Raw genomic sequence first — 23541 nt, 5'->3', positions numbered from 1 at the left:
AAGGTGTGATGAATACCCAATATATAATGTAAGCTAATGATGCTATTTAATAAATTTTATAGTGAAAGGATATTCAAAAACTTCTCCTTCATTTGTTTTTATGGTAGCCAGTATGGTATACACAATGTTGATAATGAATAATGCCGATTGTGCGAGACCTAGTAGTGCAACAGGAACCATCCACGGACCAAATAGATCATCGGTGTCAAAATTGATGTTGATACTGTTGAAACTGTGAACATTCACTAAACCGAAATTATCAAAGTCGAAAATGTTAGGTAAAAATCCGCCTAAGAAGAATGGAATACTAACCATACCTACAAGAATAGAGTAGAGAAGTATACTAATTTGAAAATTTAAAGCTTGTTTACCGTTATGATCTACAAACTCATATTCTTTCTTATTCGCTGTCCATAATACTAAGGGAATGATGAAGTTCCCAAACGGAATAAAGAATTTAGAAAACGTACTTGCATGTATTAATGCAGAGAGGTTTCTTTCGTGCTTTGTTACTGATTCTGTCATGATTGATTCGTTACTGATGATGATTGATTTTAATACTATGCGAAAGCCAATTACTTTGATTACCTATTAACTTCCTATGCAAATATATGTCTAAAAAAAGGTACTATGTAACGCATAGTACTAATATTTAACAATATTTTAACATTTTAGAATGGAGTAAATTATAGCTATTTTTATCCAAATTTTAGAATAAAATGGCGGTAACACCTAGTAAAATCAATATGTTTTCCATTTTTAAACTACCGTCTGCATGGTGGTGCGGTGTACGTTTAAAGGAAATAGATAAAAACAGGTCAGTGGTGACGGTAAAGCACAGATGGTTCAATCAGAATCCGTTTAATTCTATGTTTTGGGCTGTTCAAGGTATGGCAGCAGAATTGACGACCGGGGCTTTAATGATAGACCAAATTGAAGCAACAGGAAAGAAAATCTCTATGTTAGTAGCGAACAACACCGCAAATTTTTCAAAGAAAGCAACAGGTAGAATTACATTTACTTGTGAAGACGGACACTTAATTAAAGAAGCTTTAGATAAAACGATTGCTACCGGAGAAGGACAAACCATTTGGATGAAATCTGTAGGAGTAAATACAGATGGAGTAGTGGTAAGTACCTTTAAGTTTGAATGGACAGTTAGATTAAAGCAGAAAAAATAGTAGAAATGAGAGCAGATTTACGGTTTAAGGAAACACAAAAATTCACGCAATGGTGGTTGTGGTTGATTATACTGGCGCCTATTGTCTTAACCACTATAAATTTAGTAAGTACCATAATTAGTTTGTACGGTGGTTCTATTTCTAACGATTCAAGTAATGTCAGTATATCTTGGATATCAGGTAGAATATCAATGGTTCAATTTATATTCGTACTAATTTATGTGGCTACCATATTATTTTTGGCGTTATCAAAACTTAAAGTATTGGTTTCAGATAAGGAAATTAAAATTAGTCATCTATTATTCTTTCAAAAAGTAATCAACCTGAGTGATATTAATGAGGCTAAGAAAATCGATTATGATTTTGTGGGATACGGAATCAGAAAAACTAAAAAGTACGGTACGGTCTATAATGTAAAGGGTAAAAAAGGAGTTGCTTTAACTCTAACCAATGGTAAAAAATACCTTATTGGTTCAAAAAAGCCAACGGAGCTTCTAGCGGCAATTAGCAGTTGATTACTTAGTATTTTACAATGTTATGATTTTAAATATTTTGATTGATTTTCATTGTATATTTCCTGATTTAAAAGAGTCTAAAACTTTCAGGTTTTAGATGTTTCTTAAGATTTATTAAAATATTTTGTTTGGTAGATTAAATCTACCCATTGCTCTATATACTATTTCTACATATATATTTAGATTGCTGATACTTTAGATAATGTTCACTTTTATGGTGTATAGAATGGCTAAGACCATTCTTGTAATCATAATATAAATAGTGTTCAGAGTATGAAGAAAGTATCGATTTTTTTAATGTTGGTTATGGTAAGTTGGGTGTACGGGCAAGAGATGGATGATGTTTATATACAATCAGAGTTTTTGCCAAGTAGTAATGTAACTGATATTTATAGATTGCAAGCTGGTGCAGACATTCCCATGATCAATACTACTACAGAAAAATTTACAGTAGGAGGGAAATTACAAAACACAACATTAAGCTACATAGATGAAGATGTACCCTTTGAAACAGGAGAAATTGAAACTTTCAATTCTTTTAGTTTACGATTTACCTATCAAAGAAATCTAAGAAACGATTGGAGCATATATGCCATGCAAGAATCTCAAATATCCTCTAATTTTAGAGATGATAATATTGCATCTGATGATTTGTTTTTTAATGCCATGCTTACCCTGAGTAAGTATAACGGTAGAGATAATAGTGTATTAACCTTTGGTGCAGCTTATGATATTAAGTACGGACTGTACTACCCAATACCAGTGATAACCTATGCTAGAAGATTAAATGATAATTGGGCTTACAAAGTTGGTGTTCCAGATAGCCGTGTTAAGTATACTTTGGCAGAAAATCATGATTTTGAAGGTTTTGCCACATTAAGCGGTTTTACGGGTAATATAAATGACGAAGTGGAGGTCTACAAAGAGGACTATAGCGGTACTCTAAGACAAACAAGTGTATTGCTTGGTCTTGGTTATAATGTTCATTTATGGGAAAAGTTAACCGCAACCGCACAAGGAGGATACACTGCCTACAACCGTATGCAGATACAAGATTATAGCAATAACGAAATTTACGATTTTGATATGTCTAATAGTTTTTACTTCAATGTAGGGGTTAAATATACCTTCACGAATAAGACAAATGATAGAGAGGTGTACTAAAACATACTTGTTGTAAAATTTAAAAGTAGGCTATGTCATGCCACTTTGATAGTATTTAAGTGAGCTAGTTTTTAAGAGTAAGGTGGTAATTTGTAATAAAGTTGCCACCTTTACTATTGTAGGGTATAATCAAAGTAAAATGCAAATGTCACTTTACGTTAAACACCAACTTATGTTAACCTCATTTTTTAATTTAAGAATTTACTAATGATTATTTAACAAGTAACTATGTAAGTTGGCTTGTAATTTGTGTCACATTTTCAGTAATTCAAATAATATTCAACATGAGAAAAATATTACTTACTGTCTGCTCGATTTTTTTATTTTTAGGTTGTGAAAAGAACGATACTTCTGATGAATATTCTGCAACAGAATTAACTGGTCAATGGGTTTCAACGACTATAATAGAAGATGTCCCATTAGGTCATATTTGGGGAAATGGGGAATGCTTATATGCTGTAGGTGGAGCTTTAGGTGTTAATATAAACGAACATTTAGGAACTATTCTAAAAAAGACTAATGGGGAATGGGTAGTTGAGAAAGCTGATTTTGATGCAAGATTAGTTTTACTTGGAATTGCTGGAGTGTCCTGCAATGAAATCTATGCTGTGGGGCGTATTGCAGATGGTTTGGATAGTGGTATTTTACTAAAATTCAACGGTCTAGTATGGGAAGAAATACGTGGGAACATTAATTTTACAAAAATAAAAGTTATTAATGGTATTGTCTACATTACCACTTGGGATGGACTATATAAAATCGAATCTGATGAGCTGGTCAAAATTTATGATTCTAACGATTTTATAGTAACCGATGTATGGGGTATACAAAGTAAACTATTTATTGTGGGTTATAATTTAGATAAGGATTATATAATGAAGTTTGATGGTACTAGTTGGTCTGCAATGTTAGAAGAAGACAAATTACAAGGAAACTATTTAGATCATATTGAAGGTATTTCCGAGAATGAAATTTATGCCACGGGTACAGGGGGGAATGTGCTCAAATATGACGGGGCATCTTGGGAAACCTTAATTAGTGGACTGCTACCTGTAGGTGGATTCAAAATTTATGAATCTAAGGAGTTTTATATTGCAACAAGCAGGTATTTAACAGGAAATAAAATTTACAAATATAACATTGAACTGAACGAACTAACAACCGTGTTTGAGGCTGATATACCATTTTATGGACTTTGGGGGAGTATTGATATAGGTATTTATGCTTTAGGGTTAAATGGAACAATTGTTCATAATGATATAATCAGATAGATTGACTGGACAATTTTTTAATTTAGAATTGTAACAAAACCTATCTTACATCAACTAATAAGCATCAATCAAAAACAAAATACACATGAACGCACACGAAATAGATTACGAGATTTTTGGGGAAGAAATGCAATATGTTGAAATAGAGCTAGACCCGCAAGAAGCAGTTGTTGCCGAAGCTGGTAGTTTTATGATGATGGATACCGATATTAAAATGAGTACCATTTTTGGTGATGGTAGCAATCAAGACAATAGCGTTTTAGGAAAGATTTTTTCAGCAGGAAAAAGAATGTTGACAGGTGAGAGTCTTTTCATGACGGCATTTTTAAATATAGGTCAGGGAAAAAAACAGGTGAGTTTTGCTTCTCCATATCCCGGTAAAATTCTACCAATTGATCTATCAGAAATGGGCGGTCGCTTTATATGCCAAAAAGATGCCTTTTTATGTGCAGCACAAGGAGTATCTGTAGGTATAGAGTTTTCAAAGAAATTAGGTCGCGGACTTTTTGGTGGTGAAGGTTTTATCATGCAAAAATTAGAAGGCGACGGAATGGCTTTCGTTCATGCAGGTGGAACATTGGCAAAAAAGACATTGGCTCCGGGTGAAGTTTTAAAAGTAGATACCGGTTGTATCGTTGGTTTTACGAAAGAAGTAGATTACGATATTGAATTCGTTGGCGGTATTAGAAATACAGTTTTTGGCGGAGAAGGTTTATTCTTTGCAACCCTACGCGGACCGGGAACTGTTTATATACAATCACTACCATTTAGCAGATTAGCAGGAAGGGTACTAGCATCTATACCAAGAGGAGGAAAAGATAAAGGAGAAGGTAGTATTCTAGGTACACTTGGTGACATTGTTGGTGGGGATAATCGGTTTTAATTATTACTATTGTTTGTTCTTATTAAAACTATTGTTTAAAGAATGCTATAAATTATATTATCATACGCTATTGATTTACAGTCTACACATAATAATTAGCTAACAAAACTTGGATTATCACTTATGGTACAGTTACATTAAGTTTTGGGGAGGTACTTTACTAAATTCGTTATGAAAGCGAAAATTCAAATTTAGAACTGTTTTTTGCTAATTCTAATTTCATTTGGAGTGCAAATGGACCAATTTTTCTAAAACCAAGTGAAAAATGGAGGAAACTCAAATCTTATATTCCATTTACTCAAAAAATCGCTTTAAGCTATTATTTCTACTGTCGCTTGTTTTAAACGTTACTTTTCACTGTGTTTATTCTCAACAGGTTTCTGAAATTGGATTGCCATATATTCAAAACTATTCTTCAATTCACTATAAAGGTGCATCGCAGAACTGGGACATTCTTCAAAGTAAAGAGGGAATAATCTATATCGGCAATAACGAAGGTATTCTAGAATATGACGGTACCTCTTGGAGAACTATTCAATTACCCAATTTTGGAGTCGCAAGAGCGATGGCTATAGATGAGAACAATAGAATATATGTGGGAGGGTACAATGAATTAGGGTATTTAGAACCTGACAATTCAGGCTTGTTAAAATTCACTTCTTTAAAGAAAGATTTAGAGGATAAGAATTTTCAGCAAATAGAAGATATTAGCGCGCATAATAACATTGTCTACTTCAGATCTGAACAAAAAATATTTGAATGGAAAAACAATGCTTTTTCAATTCACGACGCTCCTTCAGGTTTTAATCTATGTAAAAAAATAGGCGAGAATGTTTTTGTTGTAAAAAACAAAGTAAAGCTTATAAAAATAAGTGCAAATGATTCTCAAGAGATAATCAATGCTTCAACCGCAGGGATTAAGGCAATTACGGATGTTGCCTTGTACAAAAATAACGAGCTGTTGCTCTTAACTTACGGGCAAGGACTTTTTGTGACAAATAATGGAAAAATAGAACCCTTAAATCTTAATACCTCAATATTTTTAGAAAAATGGTTAGCCCGTAGAATACTTAAACTCAGGAATGGAAATTATGTTATTGGGACTATAAAAAATGGAATCATAACCATTGATCAAGACGGAAATATAGTACAGGAGGTGAATAAGGATCTTGGGTTACAAGACAATGCCATTTTTCGTTTATTTGAAGACCAACAAAAAGGTGTTTGGGCTGCGACTAATAACGGTGTTTCCCGTATTGAACTTCAATCTCCGTATTCAATTTTTGATGACAGAAAAGGTATCGAAGGATATGTAAATGACATTATTTTATACAACGGTAAAATATATGCCGCTAACTACAATGGAGTTTTAAGACTAGAGGAAGACAGTATTGAAGGTCATAAATTGTTTAAAAACGTAGGACCATCGGTTTCCTCCACCAAAATTTCCTCAAAGCAGGCTATTGAATTCCTCATATCAAAGGACACCTTGTTCGCTGGTACCAGAGCTGGGTTATTCGTTTTTGTAAACCATAAACTTGTTCAACAAATTGATTTACAAAGCGGTGCGCTATTTCGGTCAAAGAAAAATCCAAAACGTATTTATGTAGGCTTAATTGACGGTTTAGCGTCAATTATTTACAAGAATGGGAAATGGCAAAACGATGGAAAAATTAATGGAATTGTAGATGATATAAGAGAAATTGTTGAAGATAGCGATGGAAATCTATGGTTAGAATCTCAAAATGACGGTGTCTGGAAGATGACTACTAATTTAGGCAAGCAGCAACCTGTTGTAAAACATTTTAAAGCTAACGAGGAACTACCCGAAGGTATCTTGTTTCTTAGATTCATAAAGGATAAGGTACTTTTCAATATAGACCATGATGTGTATAGTTATGATAAACAAAACGATAGCATTATCCGAGATTCCAGTATTAACGAACTTTTAAAACTACCAGGAGAAATCTCGTTAAAAAGAGAAGACAAAAAGGGAAATTTATGGATGTTCGCTCAAATAAAGAAAGATGATAAAAGAAGATCAAGAATAAAGGCGATAAAAACAAAGGATGGTAATTATACGATACAAAAAAATTTTGATGAAAGAATTACTCAAGATGTTGGGGTCGCTCATTTTCCCGAAGATAATAATGTCGTCTGGTATGGAGGAAGCGGAGGTATTATCAGACATGATTTGGATGTTGGTACAGAAAGTTCTAAAAACTTCAAAACCCTTATTAGAAAAGTAACATTTTTAAAAGATTCTTTATTATATGGAGGAGCTAGAACAGAAGTAAAACCTCCTTCCCTTAAATTTAAAGAAAACGCACTTAGATTTGAGTATTCCAGTACTAGTTTTGATGACGAGTCTAAAAACCAATTCCAATATATACTAGAAGGTTTTGATGAAGATTGGTCAGAATGGACGTCGGAAACCAAAAAAGATTATACTAATATTTCTGAAGGAGACTATAGCTTTAAGGTTCGTTCGAAGAATGTCTTTAATCATATAAGTACTGAAGATAATTATTCTTTTGCTGTTTTACCCCCCTGGTATAGAACATGGTGGGCTTATGTAGTTTATGTTTTAGGAACAATTGGCATTGTTGGGCTATACTCTAAATGGAGATCTAATGAATTACAGAAAAAAAATATAAGATTAGAAAACATCATTAATAAACGCACTCTAGAAATACGACAAAAAAATGAACTTTTAAGCCATCAAACAGAACAACTCGAATTATTGAACGAGGCAAAAACAAAGCTATATTCAAATATTACCCATGAATTTCGAACACCGCTGACAGTTATTCTCGGTATGGCTGACACTTTAAAATCCAAAGTTAAAGAAGAGAGTTTTGAAGGGGCTGAAAATTCTTTGGAAATGATTCGCAGAAATGGTAAAAACTTGTTACAATTGGTCAATGAAATGCTTGATTTGGCAAAAGTAGAAAGTGGTTCTATGGAGTTGAATCTGGTACAGACCGATGCCATTCCGTTTGTGAAATATTTGAGTGAAAGTTTTCATTCCTTGGCGCAGTCTAAAAATATCAACCTCACCATTTACTCAGAAATTGATTCTTTGGAGATGGATATTGATGTAAACAAAGTGGCCTCCATTATTTCTAATTTACTTTCAAATGCAATAAAATTTACCCCAGCACATGGTAAAATTATTGTTCACCTTAACAAAATCAAAAGTAAAGAGATTGAGTTTTTTCAATTAAAAGTACAGGACAACGGTTTAGGGTTGGCAGAAGATGACATCGCGCATTTATTTGATCGTTTCTATCAGGTTGAAAATGAATCTTCGCACAAGCAACAAGGTACGGGTATAGGTCTTTCTTTAGCTAATGAATTTGTGGAATTAATGAAAGGAACCATAGCGGTAGAGAGCACCTTTGGTAAGGGGAGTACCTTTATCGTAAAATTACCTGTAACGAATAAAGCGATTAAAACAGCTGACGCTAAAATAACTGTTGAACCGTCACTTAACAAAACTACTTTAATTGCCAAAACGATTCCGTCTTTTTTAGATGAGACCTCCACATTACCCTTGGCATTAATCATTGAAGATAATGACGATGTGGCCCACTATTTAAAAACATGTTTAAAAGGAAAATACCAAACCTTGCATGCCAATAATGGTAATGTTGGTATAGAAATGGCCTACGAAAAAATACCTGATATCATTATAAGTGATGTAATGATGCCTGGCAAGGATGGTTATGAAGTTTGTGCAACCTTAAAGACAGATGAACGTACAGATCATATTCCTATAATACTTTTAACCGCAAAGGTTACTACAGCAGATCGACTTAATGGGCTAACCCATGGTGCCGATGCCTATTTGGGAAAGCCTTTTATAAAAGAGGAACTATTTACACGTTTGGATCAATTAATTTTGGTACGCAAAAAATTGATTGGTAAATTAGAAAAACATGGGTTTGCAGCTCTAGTCAAGAATAAAATAGAAAATCCTCAAACCAAATTTTTACAACACGTAATAAAAGTCATTCATGATAATTTGGATGATGCTGATTTTGGAACATCTCAATTAGCTAAAGAAATTCATTTAAGTGAGTCTCAAATCTACAGAAAATTAAAAGCAATTACCGATAAATCTACAGCAGTTTTTATTCGATTTATTCGACTACAAAAAGCTAAAGAATTAATTGAAACCACTAATAAAACAATCTCCGAAATTGCCTATGAGGTTGGTTTTAACGACCCTTCTTGGTTCAGTAGAGCTTTTAAAGACGAATTTGGAATTTCTCCAAGTAGTATTCATAAATAATTGATATTCAGTTATTTGATATTTTTTATTGCATAAAATGCAATAATAGTGCTTGCTTTTTTTTGTCAATGAACCAATACTACTATTATTTGAATTAATTGTACAAGTCCTTTTTATTAATGCACAATATCATTGTATCATAATAATTAAAACAAACATTATGAAAACTACAATGAAACTTTTTGCCTACGTATTAATCATTTTATCATTAACAATTACCTCTTGTGCTAAAGACGGTGAAGATGGAGCTGTTGGTCCCGCTGGTACTCAAGGTGAAACTGGTTCAGATGGTCTCGACGGAGTTGATGGTGCTGATGGAGCTGATGGAGCTGACGGATCAGATGGAGTCGATGGTATAGATGGCGAAGATGGTAATGCAGATGTTCAACTATTAGAATATGGGTCAGAAACCATTACTACGGGTAGTGTTACCTACCCAATGGACGGTGTATCGCTAAATGAAATAAACGAGAGTTTAGTTTTAGGGTTTTATGCTGAGATTACTCAAACACCCAATGCCGGAAATTCATTTGTAACCCAAAAGCGTTGGGTGCCTGTTCCTGGTAGAGGAACGCCTACATTATTTGAAACAAGGGTAATCATAGAGGGAAGCACAGCTCTTCTGTCTGGTGGTCCAAGTTCTGATTTTGTCGTAAATCTATATGAGTTAGGTACTTTATTTGCTTATTTAGAGGAGGTAATTTTTGATGAATTCAAAATATTTGTAATTCCAGCTTCTTCTTTTTCTTCACCTTCTTCTCCTGTGAATTCTGCTAAAAACAGCAATGACTTTAGTGAAATGACATATGAAGAATTGATTACTCATTTTGATATAGAAGAATAACAAGGAATTGTTAGCATAAAATACTACTCTGATAGAATTTCACAACTTTTCAGAGTAGTATATATGTTCAAAAGCAATGAGGATAATTTCTATCTGTTCTTTTGAAATAAATCTATAAAGCTTTGTATAGAACAAACAAATTTTAATTAGGACCAGGCTAAAATAAATAACCATTTTAAAACAAAAATCATGAAAAAAGTACTCATTGTAATTTACGGAATCATCGCTTACCTCATTTTTTTAGTAGCCTTTCTTTATGCTATCGGCTTTGTCGGAAACCTTTTCGTACCCAAATCAATAGATACCGGAGAAGAAATTTCCCTGGTACCTGCAGTTCTCATCAACCTTTGTTTATTAAGTCTTTTCGCCCTTCAACATAGTATTATGGCACGCCCTGCTTTTAAAAAATGGTTTACTAAGATAATTGACCCTGCTATGGAACGCAGTACTTATATTTTATTGTCGAGTTTGATTCTTCTTTTTATGTATTGGAAATGGCAGCCAATGACTACAATTGTTTGGGAGACCGAAAATATAGTTTCTCTTATAGTAATGGCAATATTCTTTTTGGGTTGGACAATTGTATTCCTCTCTACCTTTATGATAAGTCATTTTGAGCTTTTCGGCCTGACGCAGATATATCAAAACTTTAAGGACCAGTCCCTGACCTACCCAGAATTTCAAGTCAATTGGTTTTACAAATTGGTGAGACATCCATTAATGCTAGGTTTTATAATAGCGTTTTGGGCAGCACCTACCATGACCTATGGTCGACTGCTATTTGCCATAGTAACGACCACTTACATGCTAATTGCCGTGAAGTACTTAGAGGAAAAGGATTTGAGGAACCTTCTAGGAAAAGATTATGAGAATTACCAAAAGAGAGTGCCGATGATCTTTCCGTTTACCAAATTCAAAAAAGGATAAAAGAAGATTTGAACAACTTCAACTATATACTCGATATTCGAGATTAAATACCCCGAGGCTTGCCTTGAAATCATAGTGTATTCCTTTTAATGCCTCGGGGGCTTGCATTGGGGTAGTTTACTAAAAAAAGTTTTGCAACTAGCATTATGTAGAAATACGGGTGACTTACTCATCATAAATTCAAACTACGATGAAATACGCATATTACAAGAGCCTTGTATTGACTTTATTGTTTTCTGGAATTGCACAAGTTTTATCTGCACAAAACGGTTCTATAAAAGGAACCGTTTTAGATGAGAATAAAGAAGCTTTGGCCTTTGCCCATGTCCTTTTATTAAGCACACTTGATTCTGCCTTGGTCAAAGGTGCTACTAGTAACGATAAAGGTGAATTTTTTCTGGAGGATATCGCCCTTGGAAACTATACACTAAATATTTCTCTACTTGGGTTCGAACCCAATATTAGGGTTGTAGAAATCCAGACTATTAAAGAAATTGTAATAGGAACTATTCAACTAGCTGCCCAAAACCAAGAATTAGAGGGTGTAGCAGTGGTTGGTAAAAAACTACTCTATGAACAAAAGAGTGATCGATTGATATTGAATGTAGGCTCCTTACCAACATTTAGTGGGAACAGCGCACTACAAGTACTTCAAAAAGCACCAGGAGTAATTGTGCAGGAAAACTCCAACAGCATAAGTTTGAATAATAAAGGTGCAGTTCTAATCATGATAAATGATAGAATTTCTCGCGTACCTATTGGAGCCTTAATTCAACAACTAAAAGCCATGCAGGCCGAAAACATAGACCGAATTGAACTTATTCATCAGCCTTCTGCAAAATACGACGCTAACAACGCTGCCGGTATTATTCATATCGTAATGAAAGAGAACAATTTATTTGGTTTAAATGGTAATGCAAGTCTAACACTTGGCATTGGGCAAAGGGAAAAAGGAAATGGTAGTATTGACTTAAACTATAGAAATAAAAAATTAAATTTATATGGTACAGTCACCGGTTCTCAGAGTAAATCGCCATTATGGGAGATAAATCATTATCGAGAATATGAATATCTTGGTAATCAATATTATTACGAAAACAAATTAAGATTTACTAATCCTAATAACAATTCAGTTGGTTTTACTATAGGTGCAGATTTTGAAATAGAAAAAAACAAAATCGTAGGTACTATTTTTGGATACACAAAAAGCAATACTTCTGGTCGTGATTATACCAGTAAGTCAATAGGTACAATTAACAATACTATAAATACGGATTTAAATTACCTGCTTAATAGCAATAATCCGAATACAAATACCTTTGCCAACCTCAACTATTTTTGGCAATTGACTCCTGCAACTTCTTTAAATCTGGATGTGGATAGAGTTTCGCTAGATGCGGTTAATTCTTCACAACTTTCATATTTAGAAGTTCAAGATAATATTGATGCTACAGATTCTAATCGTGATACCTCATTTGAAATATATACGGTAAAGGGGGACTGTGAATGGAAAAACGAAAAAGGAACTACAATACAAACCGGTCTTAAAGGCACCTTCAATAATTCGAATACCATCTCTAGTATTCAGAATAGAGATTCTGGTGTTTGGATTGAAGATGAATCTTTTGGGATGAATGATGACATTAGCGAGATTATTTTAGCGGCACATGGTTCGGTTCAAAAAAAATGGAATGAAAAATGGGAAAGTAACTTAGGAGTTCGTTTAGAGCAGTATAACTACGAACTGGATGATACCTCTGGAGAAAATGACTTTAGTATCTCATACACCAATTTATTCCCCGTTGTTAGAACAAGTTACACCATAGATTCTACTAAGACCTTAACGCTTTCTCTTAATAGACGTATAGAACGCCCTGCTTTTTGGAATTTAGCTGGTTTCTATTTATTAATTGATCCGAGTTTATTTGTGACATCGAATACACGAATTAGGCCTTCGTTTACGAACGCTGCAAGATTGGCATTCAACCAAGGTTCTTTTCTCTTTGCATTTGAAGTTAACAGAACAAAAGGTACAATATCTTTTTACAACACCGTAAACAAGGAACAGAATTTACAAACTAGTATTCCTATTAATTTCGATAGTATGGATGGACTTTTACTAAGTATGAGTTTCCCAATCAAAATAAATAAACTATGGAAAATGAACTGGAATCTTGATGGTGCCTACAAGAATGTAAAAGATGTTTCTAATCGTCCGCTTCCTTTTGAGAAAGACCTTTTTACGATTACTGCTCAACTTACTAATGTTTTTGAATTAGGAAAATCATGGACGGCTAATATTGATGGTCGATATATGAGTCCGTTCATATCGGGAGACCAAGTTCAAGTCATGCGACACTTCATAAACTTTGGAATAAGCAAAAAATTCAGAAACGAGAGTTCATTCACATTTAGCATACAAGATATTACAGCTACAAGCGGTATTATAGATTGGGAATACCATCAACCAGAACTTGGTATAAAAACCTACGGCGATAATAACTTTTCAGAAAGAATTTTTCAAGCAACATATTCTTTTCCTTTTGGAAATCGAAAACTAAAAGAAAAGAGAAACCGTAAAATCGGTTCTCAAGAAGAACGAAATCGTATGTAATAAATCTAATTTAAATTGATATAGATGTTTATGGTGACATTTCAATTTTCATGGGTTATTCTCTTTTTGCAAGCCAAATTCCTTATTTAGACTTCATTTTTAACGATACCTATACCGATATCGACCTTTCATTAGTGGTGGTATTAGTTGCTACAAGCTAAATAGAGTTAATCAGATTTCACTGAAGATAACTCTAGTAGAAATTTTCATTTGAACTATAATATGAGATAAATTCTAAATCTGAATAAGAGTGAAATGCTAAGTTACAGAAGGGGTATAGGATAGTTTTTTTTGGAGCTTCTATTGGATGCATCTTTGGTGGAAGAAAAAAAATCGAAGAAAGAGATAAGGAGTTTAAAATTTTGCTTTTTTGTATTAGAATGAAAGCTTAGATAAAAGGTACATGGTGAAAAGCACAAAGTACAGATTATTAAGAAGTATGTTTATATTTTGAGAAGAGTAGAAAGAATATAGAGCAAAGAGAATAGACTTTTTAATAGTATTTTGCGAAGCTAAATTTAAGTAAAACCCAAAAGCCAAAATCCAGTAGCAGAAGGTACTAAGTACAAAGTTTAAAAACATTTGAATTTATTTTTTGAGTTTGAGTTTGAGTTTGATTTTGATTTTTGAACTTGAACTTGAACTTGAACTTGAGTTTGAATTTTAATTTTCCAACAACCAACAACCAACAACTAACAACCAATAACCAACGAATGAGTTTCAAAAATCAAATAGAATTTCTCAAAGAATTACAGAAAAATAATTCTAAAGAATGGATGGATGCCAATCGTAAATGGTACTACCAAGTTCGTGATGAGTATATTGAATGGTTAAATAGTATGAATAGTAGATTAGCTGCTATTGATGATGAATATTACGATACACCCGGTAAAAAAGGGATTAATAGAATCAATAATAATTTAATGTTTCATCCAAACAAACCGGTGTACAAAGACCATTTTGGAGCCGGATTTGACAAAAAACCTAAGACGGCAGATTTCTATTTTGAACTAGGTATTGAACGTTGCATTTTCGCAGGCGGATTATGGCGACCTGAGTCTAAAGTATTGCGCAGTGTTCGTGATGCTATTGATTATGATGGAGAGGACTTTGTCAAAATATTGAATAAAAAATCTTTCAAAACTCGCTTTGGCGGACTTTTCGAAGATGCCAAATTATCCAACGCACCTAAAGGTTTTGATAAAAATCATAAACATATAGAATTACTCAAAAATAAGACTTTTGCCGTATTCCAAGAGTTTTCCACAAAGGAAACCAACAAGGCTTCTTTTGATGATGAATTAATAAACGCCTATAAAGAAATGCTTCCGTTTAGGCGTTATTTAAATAAAGCGATTACGGTTTAGTTATTTAGTATCAGCTGCAGGAATCCATCTTACTTTTAAATCTGGCTGTGTCATTAAACTATCTAAAGGAAACATCGGTCTTTTAATTCTTTTATACCCTAAACGATTAAGATCTTGGTCCACTCCTCCGGGAGTAAGCGCCATGGTCCAATCGCCACGCATATCGTACAACTCAGGAACTAGGTAGCCAATTTTTACGACAACAACATCAGCGTTTTTAGGATCTAATTCTAAATTTGTAAAATCGCTCATGTGGTGGTAAGGTTTTCTCTTTTTAGTCACAATAACATCAATATTTCCAACCTTAACGACCACTTCAACTTCCGCATTTACATCACCTTCTTTTATGGCTTTAATCGTTCCGTCTAACAATAAAGGTCCGGCAAATCTATGATCTACGGCGGCACCTGCTTCGGCTTTAATTTTTCCGCCCACACCAATTTCCTTAGCTTTTTCTACGAATTCTGGTCCGGGTATAGAAGCATAGATTAATGACTTTCCGTTTTTAGATGCAAACTCAGGTCTTGCTAACAGTTGTTTCAAGGTCCAGGTAACATCACCGGAACCACCAGCAGTTGGGTTATCGCCCATATCGCTTATCATATAGGGTTTTTTATCACTTGCCAAAGCAAGTTTTAAGCTTTCCTCCAGGGTTGTGGTTGGCGCTACAAATTCAAATTCATTACGTACATCCCAAAAACTTTGAGCTAATTTCTCGGCACCTTTTTCAACCTTTTCCTTATCATCGCCTGTAACCATAACTACAGCATGATTACGAGGTTCATCTGCCCAAGCATAACCAATCCAAATAGCGGCATCGATTACACCTTCTTGATCGGCAACCGTAGGTACTTTGGCATAAAGACTTTTACCAGGTTCTATACGCGTACTTGTTTTTTCTCCTGGTAAAAGTATAGGTACAGGAACCCATGCTTTATAAGCAGGTTTTCCTTTGCCGCTTTCTAATCTATCTATTAAATTGGTAACCGCTCTCTTTTTAGATTCAATAGCATCTTCATGAGGTGCCATACGATAGCAAGTAATTAAATCGGTATGTTGAGCTAGTCGTTCAGATACATTACCATGTAAATCCATTGATGTAGATATCAATACATCGTTACCGAGAACTTCGCGAATACGAGCTATAAAATCACCTTCAGGGTCATCTAGACCAACAACGCTCATTGCACCGTGTATGTCAAAGAAGAGTCCATCATATGGCTTATTTTCCTCCAGTAGTTTTAAACTTTTAGTCACCAAAGATTCATAAGCTTCACGGGTTACAGTTCCGCCAGGTAAAGACTTACCCACAAGTGTAGGCACCCATTCCGCTCTTTTTCTATTTATGGAGTCTGGTTGTAAAAATGGGTATCTAGAGAAAACAGAATCGCCCACTTTTGCATGAAAAACCTCTTCGGTGGAAAGAGCAGGAGAGAAGGTACTGCTTTCAATGCCCAAACCGGCAATAGCAATTTTTGGTAGTTCTTTGATTTCTTTAGATGACTTATCGTCTTTACAAGAGGTGGTACATACTAAAAGTAAAATGGCGTAGATGTAGAATTGTTTCAAGGTAGTGGAAGTTTATGTTAGCATTGAAAAGATAAAGAAAAAGAGATTTAAATAGCAAGAGTTTTTGCTGGATAACAATATTCAGGCTATTAAGGTTATATACGAGAAGACAATACCCTTTTTATTTATGAATTGGAACGTACTAGTTATATCTTTATAATCGAATTATAAATTCAATTGAGTTGAAAAACGGAAGCATAAAAGAAGTAGAAAAAAAACTACTTTCTGATAATTGGTATACGCTACATAAATATACATTCAAATATCAACGACCAGATGGTACTTGGGAGACACAAGAACGTGAAGCCTACGATAGAGGTAATGGTGCAGCTATTTTATTGTATAACTCTAAAAAGAAGACTGTTGTGCTTACCAGACAATTTAGAATGCCAACATATGTGAATGGTAATGAGGACGGAATGATGATAGAGGTGTGTGCGGGACTTTTAGATGGCGATAACCCAGCAGATTGTGTTCGTAAAGAAACCGAAGAAGAAACAGGTTATAAAATCAGTAATGTACAGAAGGTATTTCAAACCTATATGTCCCCTGGTTCGGTGACCGAGATAGTGTATCTTTTTGTAGGGGAGTATGATGAAAGTATGAAAGTCAGTGATGGTGGTGGTGCTGATGATGAAACTGAAAATATTGAGGTTTTGGAATTAGATTTTAATGATGCTATGAAGATGGTGGCTAGTGGAGAGATTAAAGATGCCAAAACCATTATGCTGTTACAACATGCAAAGTTGACTTCGTTAGTTTAAAGTTTTATATGCGACTCTTCTAATATGCATAAAGTCTTTAAAGTCGGTTTTGGTGGTGGTTGTCATTGGTGTACCGAAGCTGTGTTTATGGCACTCAACGGTGTTGAAAAAGTTGAACAAGGCTTCATTGCTCCGAAAGAGAATCCAACAGATTTTTCCGAGGCTGTAATCGTCCATTATAATGCTGCGGTTATAGAATTGAAAGATTTAGTAGCTATTCATTTAGACACCCATAGAAGTACTGAAAACCATTCTATGCGAAAAAAGTACCGATCAGGTATTTATTATTTTAATAAGTATGATGAAAAGACTTTAGCTGTTATTATGGCAGAGTTACAACAAGATTTTAAAACTTCGTTGATAACAGCAGTTATTCCATTTGGGGCATTTAAATCCTCTGAAGAAAGTTTCCATAATTACTATTTTAAAGATACCGAGAAGCCTTTTTGTAGAACACATATTTCCCCTAAAATTAAGTTGTTGAAAGAGAAATATGCCAAACATGTTTCAGCAAAAGTTCAATAGTTAGTAGGTATCTCTAAGTGTTTGAAGCATTTGTTCAAGCCTATTTCGTTCTTCTGATGTAGATTGTTTAAAGTGATTGTTCATAAAACTGAAAATTAAGACTTTTCCTGAGTTTGCAACTAAGTATCCGCTAAGGCAGTAGTTATTACTAAGGCTTCCAGATTTTGCATAGATATAAGGTTGCTTATCTCCTGCGAATCTATTTTTTAAAGTACCCGATAAGCCCCCGGCAGGGAAAATAGAAAATAAACGTTCTTGAGGTACCATTTCATATAATCGGTCTAAAACCGAAACCATGTTTTGCGGCGTAAACAGATTGTATCTCGAGAGTCCCGATCCATCTACCCACCTAGGTTCTTGTTTTAAATTTTTTAGTTCATTTTCTAAGATATAACTTCTAGTTAGTTTTCCATTTAAGGTGTCCGTGAGAACACCTGAAGATACCAGTAAAAGCTGTTCAGCAATAAAATTATCGCTTTCGTGCATCATGCGCGCGTAGAGCGAATCGGTATTACTACCGTACAATGTTTGCTTTTCGCCTACAGGCATTGTTATAGCGACACTAACCTTTTTGGAAAGCAAATTCTCTAAAATTGATTTTGTAGTCTGATTACTTGTGATAAAGGGAGTTTCTAAGGTATCCTTTTTTGTCGGTGGATAATAAAACAAATTTGAAATTTCATTTCTATTATTCTTATGGGTCAATTCTAAAACACTGTCCTTAAAATAAGCAGGAGAAACCATAACCTCCGGATTCCTGTACGTCATCACTACATTACCATTAATAGGTAACGCAGTTTTCTCTGCAGAATAATACCACTGGTAATCGTCCCATGCCCAACCTGGTCCGTATTTTTTATCTTGAAAGTTGTTAGCAACAAATACGAGGTTAGTATGTCTCTGAAGAAATTTTAAAGTTGTGGAATCTTTTATAAAAGGATGCAAAAAAGAAGGGTCTCCAGTACCTTCAAAATACAAAGTGTCATTTGCTTCAATATATTTCAAAGCCGGTATCTGAACTGGCAAGGTTTTAAGCGCTGCGTAAAGTGTAAAAATTTTGGTGTTACTGGCAGGAATAAAATACTTATGACTGTTATTGGTATAAATAGTGTCTTTCGTTTCTGCATCTATTACCAAAACACCGGTAAACTGATTTTGATAAAATGAAGATGACAACTGTTGGTTAAAATCTTTTCGTATAATAGATTTTGTTGAGGTACAGGCGGAAACAAGTATTAAAATAACTATAATAAAAAGAAAATGCTTCATGAATTCGAAATTACAAAATTGCATACTTATGAATGCGATAAAAATTTAACATGTAGGTAATTACTTTAACTTTTTGTATACAATATTACAACTGCATTTCTGTTTACCTTTATACAACAACAAATCTATTAATCTAACAACAACATGTCTAAGTCTATGCTAGAGTATAGTAAAACAGTACTTAAAAAGGTTAGTTTTGATACCTTACTATTTTGTAAAGAGTTGAAGAAAGCCTTAACGACGTTACTGCCCGAAGAGGTAGAGGAGTTAAAAGTTTGGTTAGAAAGTTTTATAACTGATAAACCAGAATTACATCAAAGTTTAGTTTATTTAAAAGCATAATAGAGAGCCACGTAAAGTGGCTCTTTTTTTTTGAGACAACCTTTTACCTATTTTGGTATCTAGTATTAAAAGGAAACGATGAAACTAAAGTTTACTATTATATTTTGTGCACTATTATGTATAGCATGTGAAAGTGATGATGCATTTGATGACACACCAATTGATAACCCAAGTTTATTAGGCGAGTGGCTTTTGACAACATCTTATGTAAGTCCTGGTGGTGCTACGGAATGGAAAGATGTTGAAGAAGGGTATCGCTATTTCTTTGATGAATTCGGTAATTACGAAAGAACCGATTTTAATAAAGAAGTACTGAATTCTGGTGATTATGAAATTACAGATGAAGAGCTTTATCTATACTTTATAACCGAAGGTGAAAAAGATACACTAGGCTATAGCGCAGACTTTAATGAGCGTAAAACAAGATTAACGCTATCGCCATCTTACCCAGGAATTTGTATCGAGGCTTGTTTGTACAGGTTTGAAAAACAATAGGTATTACTTGTGTATAGGACTTATTATCTTAACATCTTGAAAAGCGATTGCACCACGAACAATACCTGTAATAATATCTCGTAAAGCTTCCGTAATCTGTACCTTTAGTTCTTTTTTGTGGTAAATAAGACTTACTTCACGTGCAGGCGAAGGTTCTTTAAAGTACTTCAAGTTTTTCTTTTTTACATCATCAAGTTCTAACGTATTTAAATAGGGTAGTAGTGTCATACCCAATCCTTCATTAGAAAGATTGATTAGCGTTTCAAAACTTCCACTTTGCAAACTAAAATGGTCTCCACCAATTTTTGGAGTTTTACAAAGATTTAAAACACCTTCCCTAAAACAGTGCCCGTCTTGTAGCAGTAAAATGTCTTCAATATCTAAATCCTCTGGTGTAATCTGTGTACTATTCCCTAAACGATGCTCCTTTGGTACATAACCAACAAAAGGCTCATAATACAACGGTCTTTCAGTAATAAAATCTACCTCTAAAGGTGTTGCGGCAATGGCGGCATCAATATGTCCGTCTTCAATATTTTGAATTAAGCTCTCTGTATTCTGCTCTTTAATAATCAGGTTTACCTTCGGATATTTCTGAATAAAATTCTTTAGGAACATAGGTAATAAAGTGGGCATTATTGTTGGGATGATTCCCAATACATAATCCCCACCAATATATCCTTTTTCTTGCTCTACAATATCTTTAATACGTGCCGCCTCGTTTACAATATTTTTTGCTTGAGCTACAATTTTTTTACCGACTTCGGTAATGGTAATTGGTTTTTTGCTACGATCAAAAAGAAGTATATCTAATTCATCTTCAAGCTTTTGTACTTGCATGCTTAACGTTGGTTGCGTTACAAAACTTTTCTCGGCAGCGAGTGTAAAATTTTTGTATTCAGCAACGGCAAGCACGTATTGTAATTGAGTAATGGTCATGTATATAGTATAAGATTATAAAATTACTAAAAACCATTATTATAACCTATTGGCAACAGGTAATCAGACGTTAATTAACCACTAAAAACGAAGCGTTAATTCTTTATCCTCACCTTCTATGGTAAACTTTGCATCACTGAAAGTTGGCGGACCCATTGGTAAAGATTCACCACTCATGGCATAATCTTCTGTGGGCATACCATTGGTTGCAAAATCCATTCGGTTATTGTCGTTTGCATCGTGTAATACGGAAAATGCATAATCTCCCGGTTGTATGTTCTCAAAAGTTAAAATTAATTCTCCTGCTTCAGCTTTATCTTTACTGGTTTTAATACCCTCCGCTTTCATAAAAGTGGTTTCATTATGCAATCCACTTAATATATGACCTTCACTGTTCAATACATTTTGGATAACTACAGTTAAAGTTATGCCTGTTTCTTCTTGGGCATTCATTGTAAAACTCATTGCAAATACGGTAATTGTAAATAATAACTTTTTCATTTTATAAGGTTTTAAAGATTAATTGATACTTCAAAGATGCCTTATAAATGCATTTATTAAAAAAGCGATGAACCCAATTGTAGAAATGTGTTACTGAACTGTAAAAAGGGAGTGCTAGTATAAAAAACTATGATTATTAAAAAGACTAAATTTCTATATCTTTTTGGTAATCAAATAATCAAGTCCAAATTTTCCAGAGCCGAAACCCATAAAAAATAAGCCTAAACAGAAAAAGATAAATGTGGGCATTATATTCCAAGAACCGTCCCATGGCCTGCACACTATAGTAGTAAACATGGTTACGGTAATAAAGAAGGCGGTCATTCTAGTGTTTAACCCTAATATTAATAGAATACCACCAAGAGCCTCGGTTAATCCCGCAGACCAAGCAAACAGTTCTGGCATAAAGGAGAATGGAATTCCAAATTGTGTAACTAATGCAACAAACCAATCAGAAACCTCTAAATACCCTAAACCCACAGAAGCAGGAGTCCATGGAGTTCCAAATTTATTTATTGCAAAAACAAAGGAAAGAAGATAGCCAGTGATTGCCCTAGGTATCAATATTAGAACATTAGGCAATAATGCATCTACCTTAAATGGAATAATTAATTTTTTAATAGGTTGTAGCTGGTGGTACATAGGTTTAAGTATTGGTTACTTAAACTTATAAAAATTTAGGGAATTTACAGATGATAAAAATCAATGTTTAATTTTTTTAAAATGATTAATTTAAATGTGAGTTTCGCGTTATTTCAATGCAATACTATCTATTTCAAGCTTAAAATCTTCTTCAATACCATTTTTTATAATGAAAGCGATCTGAGCTAGATAGTCGCCGTGGTAGTTGGGTAATTTTAACTCTTCACCTCTGAAAACCGCTTCCATTTCAGCAAATGGAATCTCAATAGTTTGCCATTCTTTGCTAGATTTAAAATCAAAGCTATAGGTATGTCTTTGGTGTTCTCCAGATTTGCAGCGGAAAGCATATTTTTTTCCATCACCCTTAATTTTGACAGCAAATTTAGAAAAGGCATCTACTGGTATACGAGCTAAATCATGTCTAACTAAACAAAAACCACCATTGTTCTCAAGAGATACATGTCCGCTGAAAACACCGTTACCTTCAGGATTCACTTGAATGAGCCCCATAGATAAACCACCCATTACACCATCATTGACAATTTGCCATTCTTTACGGTTAGAATTTTTATCGAATTTATAAATGGGTTTCACTTCGCTCATTATTATAGGTTTAAAGAAATAATTACTTTAATTAAAAGTAGATGAAATGAGAATAGCATAAACACTCTAAACCATTTTATATTAACTGGTTTAAATGAGTTTAAAGCGTTCGTTTTTTCATTTCATCCGCGACAGCTTTTTCTGGGGCACCTTGTTTATCAAGTTCATTTATGATTTTTGGGTGATCATGCTCTCTACCTTGAGATAGTTTTTTGACAGCCTGTATGTCATTGATTTCAATTTCAAAACCAATGATCCCTGTTACCTGTCTCATTGTTTTTTTGGACATGTCATTTAACGAGATAGGATGTTCTGACTGTTGTTCATACTTATCTACCAAAGCATATAATGATTTTAATAGTTCTTCTGATGTCTGAATTTTTATGGTACCATAGACATGAACGGCTATGTAGTTCCAAGTAGGAACTTCTTCTTCTTTATACCATGAGGAAGATATGTAGCTGTGCGGACCATTGAAAATGCAGAGTACTTCGTCACCATCTATCAAGTTTTTACTTTGCAAATTGGCTTTTGCAATATGACCTACCAAGATATCCTTATCTGCTGAATTCTTTGTTAGTTCTAAAGGAATGTGTGTACCCCAAGGTTTTCCTTCTATAGTATTGATGAGTATACCGAAACTATTTTTTTTCAGAAAATCATGAATCTCCTTAATGTCCGTATTTTTATAGTGCTCAGGTATAAACATTTGGTCTGGTTTTCTGTGTAAATATAACTGTTTTGAGCAAATGGTTTTAGAACCAATTATTTAATCTTTCGTGTTACATAATTAACGAGATACTAATTATCTTGTATGTGAATTTTAAAA

General features: G+C 34.0%; 22 protein-coding genes. 14 read left to right on the top strand and 8 right to left on the bottom strand.

Annotated elements, in window-relative coordinates:
- Positions 1–42 precede the first annotated feature (42 nt).
- Positions 43–525, bottom strand: coding sequence for a DUF4870 domain-containing protein (locus tag P177_RS12770; RefSeq protein ID WP_036155328.1), 483 nt, complete (start codon positions 523–525; stop codon positions 43–45).
- Positions 526–719: 194 nt separating this feature from the next.
- On the opposite strand from P177_RS12770, the gene P177_RS12765 reads away from it, so the two are divergent.
- The 10 genes from P177_RS12765 to P177_RS12720 all read left to right on the top strand — a co-directional run bounded on the left by P177_RS12765 (position 720) and on the right by P177_RS12720 (position 15063).
- Complete coding sequence (locus P177_RS12765) at positions 720–1181, top strand: DUF4442 domain-containing protein (protein WP_036155326.1); 462 nt, start codon at positions 720–722, stop codon at positions 1179–1181.
- A gap of 5 nt (positions 1182–1186) precedes the next feature.
- Positions 1187–1696: a hypothetical protein gene (locus tag P177_RS12760; protein WP_036155325.1), complete on the top strand. Its 510-nt coding sequence runs from the start codon at positions 1187–1189 to the stop codon at positions 1694–1696.
- A gap of 273 nt (positions 1697–1969) precedes the next feature.
- Positions 1970–2860, top strand: coding sequence for a DUF6268 family outer membrane beta-barrel protein (locus P177_RS12755; RefSeq protein WP_036155323.1), 891 nt, complete (start codon positions 1970–1972; stop codon positions 2858–2860).
- A 284-nt stretch (positions 2861–3144) separates the two neighbouring features.
- Entirely contained in the window at positions 3145–4131 is a 987-nt protein-coding gene (locus tag P177_RS12750; protein ID WP_036155321.1) for a hypothetical protein, read from the top strand.
- An 85-nt stretch (positions 4132–4216) separates the two neighbouring features.
- Positions 4217–5014: a TIGR00266 family protein gene (locus P177_RS12745; protein ID WP_036155319.1), complete on the top strand. Its 798-nt coding sequence runs from the start codon at positions 4217–4219 to the stop codon at positions 5012–5014.
- A gap of 265 nt (positions 5015–5279) precedes the next feature.
- The gene (locus P177_RS12740; RefSeq protein ID WP_036155317.1) at positions 5280–9311 is read left to right on the top strand and encodes a hybrid sensor histidine kinase/response regulator transcription factor; all 4032 of its coding nucleotides are present in this window, start codon (positions 5280–5282) and stop codon (positions 9309–9311) included.
- Positions 9312–9471: 160 nt separating this feature from the next.
- Positions 9472–10155, top strand: coding sequence for a hypothetical protein (locus P177_RS20225; protein ID WP_036155316.1), 684 nt, complete (start codon positions 9472–9474; stop codon positions 10153–10155).
- A 189-nt stretch (positions 10156–10344) separates the two neighbouring features.
- Positions 10345–11082 (top strand): methanethiol S-methyltransferase, encoded by a 738-nt coding sequence (mddA, locus tag P177_RS12730; RefSeq protein ID WP_036155315.1) that lies wholly within the window; start codon positions 10345–10347, stop codon positions 11080–11082.
- Positions 11083–11272: 190 nt separating this feature from the next.
- Complete coding sequence (locus P177_RS12725) at positions 11273–13696, top strand: outer membrane beta-barrel protein (RefSeq protein ID WP_036155312.1); 2424 nt, start codon at positions 11273–11275, stop codon at positions 13694–13696.
- A 713-nt stretch (positions 13697–14409) separates the two neighbouring features.
- Positions 14410–15063, top strand: coding sequence for a DUF2461 domain-containing protein (locus P177_RS12720; RefSeq protein ID WP_036158365.1), 654 nt, complete (start codon positions 14410–14412; stop codon positions 15061–15063).
- Here the strand turns inward: P177_RS12720 and P177_RS12715 are convergent, their stop codons facing one another.
- Entirely contained in the window at positions 15064–16608 is a 1545-nt protein-coding gene (locus tag P177_RS12715; RefSeq protein ID WP_394330712.1) for a M81 family metallopeptidase, read from the bottom strand. It lies immediately after the preceding gene.
- Positions 16609–16814: 206 nt separating this feature from the next.
- Here P177_RS12715 and nudK point away from each other — a divergent pair, with 206 nt between their 5' ends.
- On the top strand, positions 16815–17396 hold the full coding sequence (gene nudK, locus P177_RS12710) for a GDP-mannose pyrophosphatase NudK (RefSeq protein WP_036155308.1): 582 nt from the start codon (positions 16815–16817) through the stop codon (positions 17394–17396).
- Positions 17397–17420: 24 nt separating this feature from the next.
- Entirely contained in the window at positions 17421–17921 is a 501-nt protein-coding gene (locus P177_RS12705; RefSeq protein ID WP_036155306.1) for a peptide-methionine (S)-S-oxide reductase, read from the top strand.
- Here P177_RS12705 and P177_RS12700 read toward each other — a convergent pair whose 3' ends face one another.
- Positions 17922–19190, bottom strand: a complete 1269-nt coding sequence (locus P177_RS12700) for a D-alanyl-D-alanine carboxypeptidase/D-alanyl-D-alanine-endopeptidase (protein WP_036155304.1) — start codon at positions 19188–19190, stop codon at positions 17922–17924. It lies immediately after the preceding gene.
- Positions 19191–19334: 144 nt separating this feature from the next.
- Here P177_RS12700 and P177_RS12695 point away from each other — a divergent pair, with 144 nt between their 5' ends.
- Both P177_RS12695 and P177_RS12690 read left to right on the top strand, forming a co-directional pair.
- A complete protein-coding gene (locus tag P177_RS12695) occupies positions 19335–19532 on the top strand; it encodes a hypothetical protein (RefSeq protein WP_036155302.1) in 198 nt (65 codons plus the stop codon).
- A 78-nt stretch (positions 19533–19610) separates the two neighbouring features.
- Positions 19611–20027: a hypothetical protein gene (locus P177_RS12690; RefSeq protein ID WP_036155300.1), complete on the top strand. Its 417-nt coding sequence runs from the start codon at positions 19611–19613 to the stop codon at positions 20025–20027.
- Positions 20028–20030: 3 nt separating this feature from the next.
- Here P177_RS12690 and P177_RS12685 read toward each other — a convergent pair whose 3' ends face one another.
- The 5 genes from P177_RS12685 to P177_RS12665 all read right to left on the bottom strand — a co-directional run bounded on the left by P177_RS12685 (position 20031) and on the right by P177_RS12665 (position 23421).
- A complete protein-coding gene (locus P177_RS12685) occupies positions 20031–20966 on the bottom strand; it encodes a LysR substrate-binding domain-containing protein (protein WP_036155299.1) in 936 nt (311 codons plus the stop codon).
- A gap of 81 nt (positions 20967–21047) precedes the next feature.
- The gene (locus tag P177_RS12680) at positions 21048–21467 is read right to left on the bottom strand and encodes a DUF2141 domain-containing protein (RefSeq protein WP_036155298.1); all 420 of its coding nucleotides are present in this window, start codon (positions 21465–21467) and stop codon (positions 21048–21050) included.
- A 153-nt stretch (positions 21468–21620) separates the two neighbouring features.
- Complete coding sequence (locus tag P177_RS12675) at positions 21621–22109, bottom strand: DoxX family membrane protein (RefSeq protein WP_051941826.1); 489 nt, start codon at positions 22107–22109, stop codon at positions 21621–21623.
- A gap of 108 nt (positions 22110–22217) precedes the next feature.
- A complete protein-coding gene (locus P177_RS12670; protein ID WP_036155297.1) occupies positions 22218–22712 on the bottom strand; it encodes a CIA30 family protein in 495 nt (164 codons plus the stop codon).
- A 100-nt stretch (positions 22713–22812) separates the two neighbouring features.
- Positions 22813–23421 (bottom strand): FMN-binding negative transcriptional regulator, encoded by a 609-nt coding sequence (locus tag P177_RS12665; protein ID WP_036155295.1) that lies wholly within the window; start codon positions 23419–23421, stop codon positions 22813–22815.
- Positions 23422–23541 lie beyond the last annotated feature (120 nt).

Source organism: Maribacter forsetii DSM 18668, assembly GCF_000744105.1.
GTDB classification, from domain to species: Bacteria; Bacteroidota; Bacteroidia; order Flavobacteriales; family Flavobacteriaceae; genus Maribacter; species Maribacter forsetii.
The sequence above is the reverse complement of the archived record's forward strand: the minus strand, read 5'-3'. Positions and strand labels throughout refer to the sequence as shown.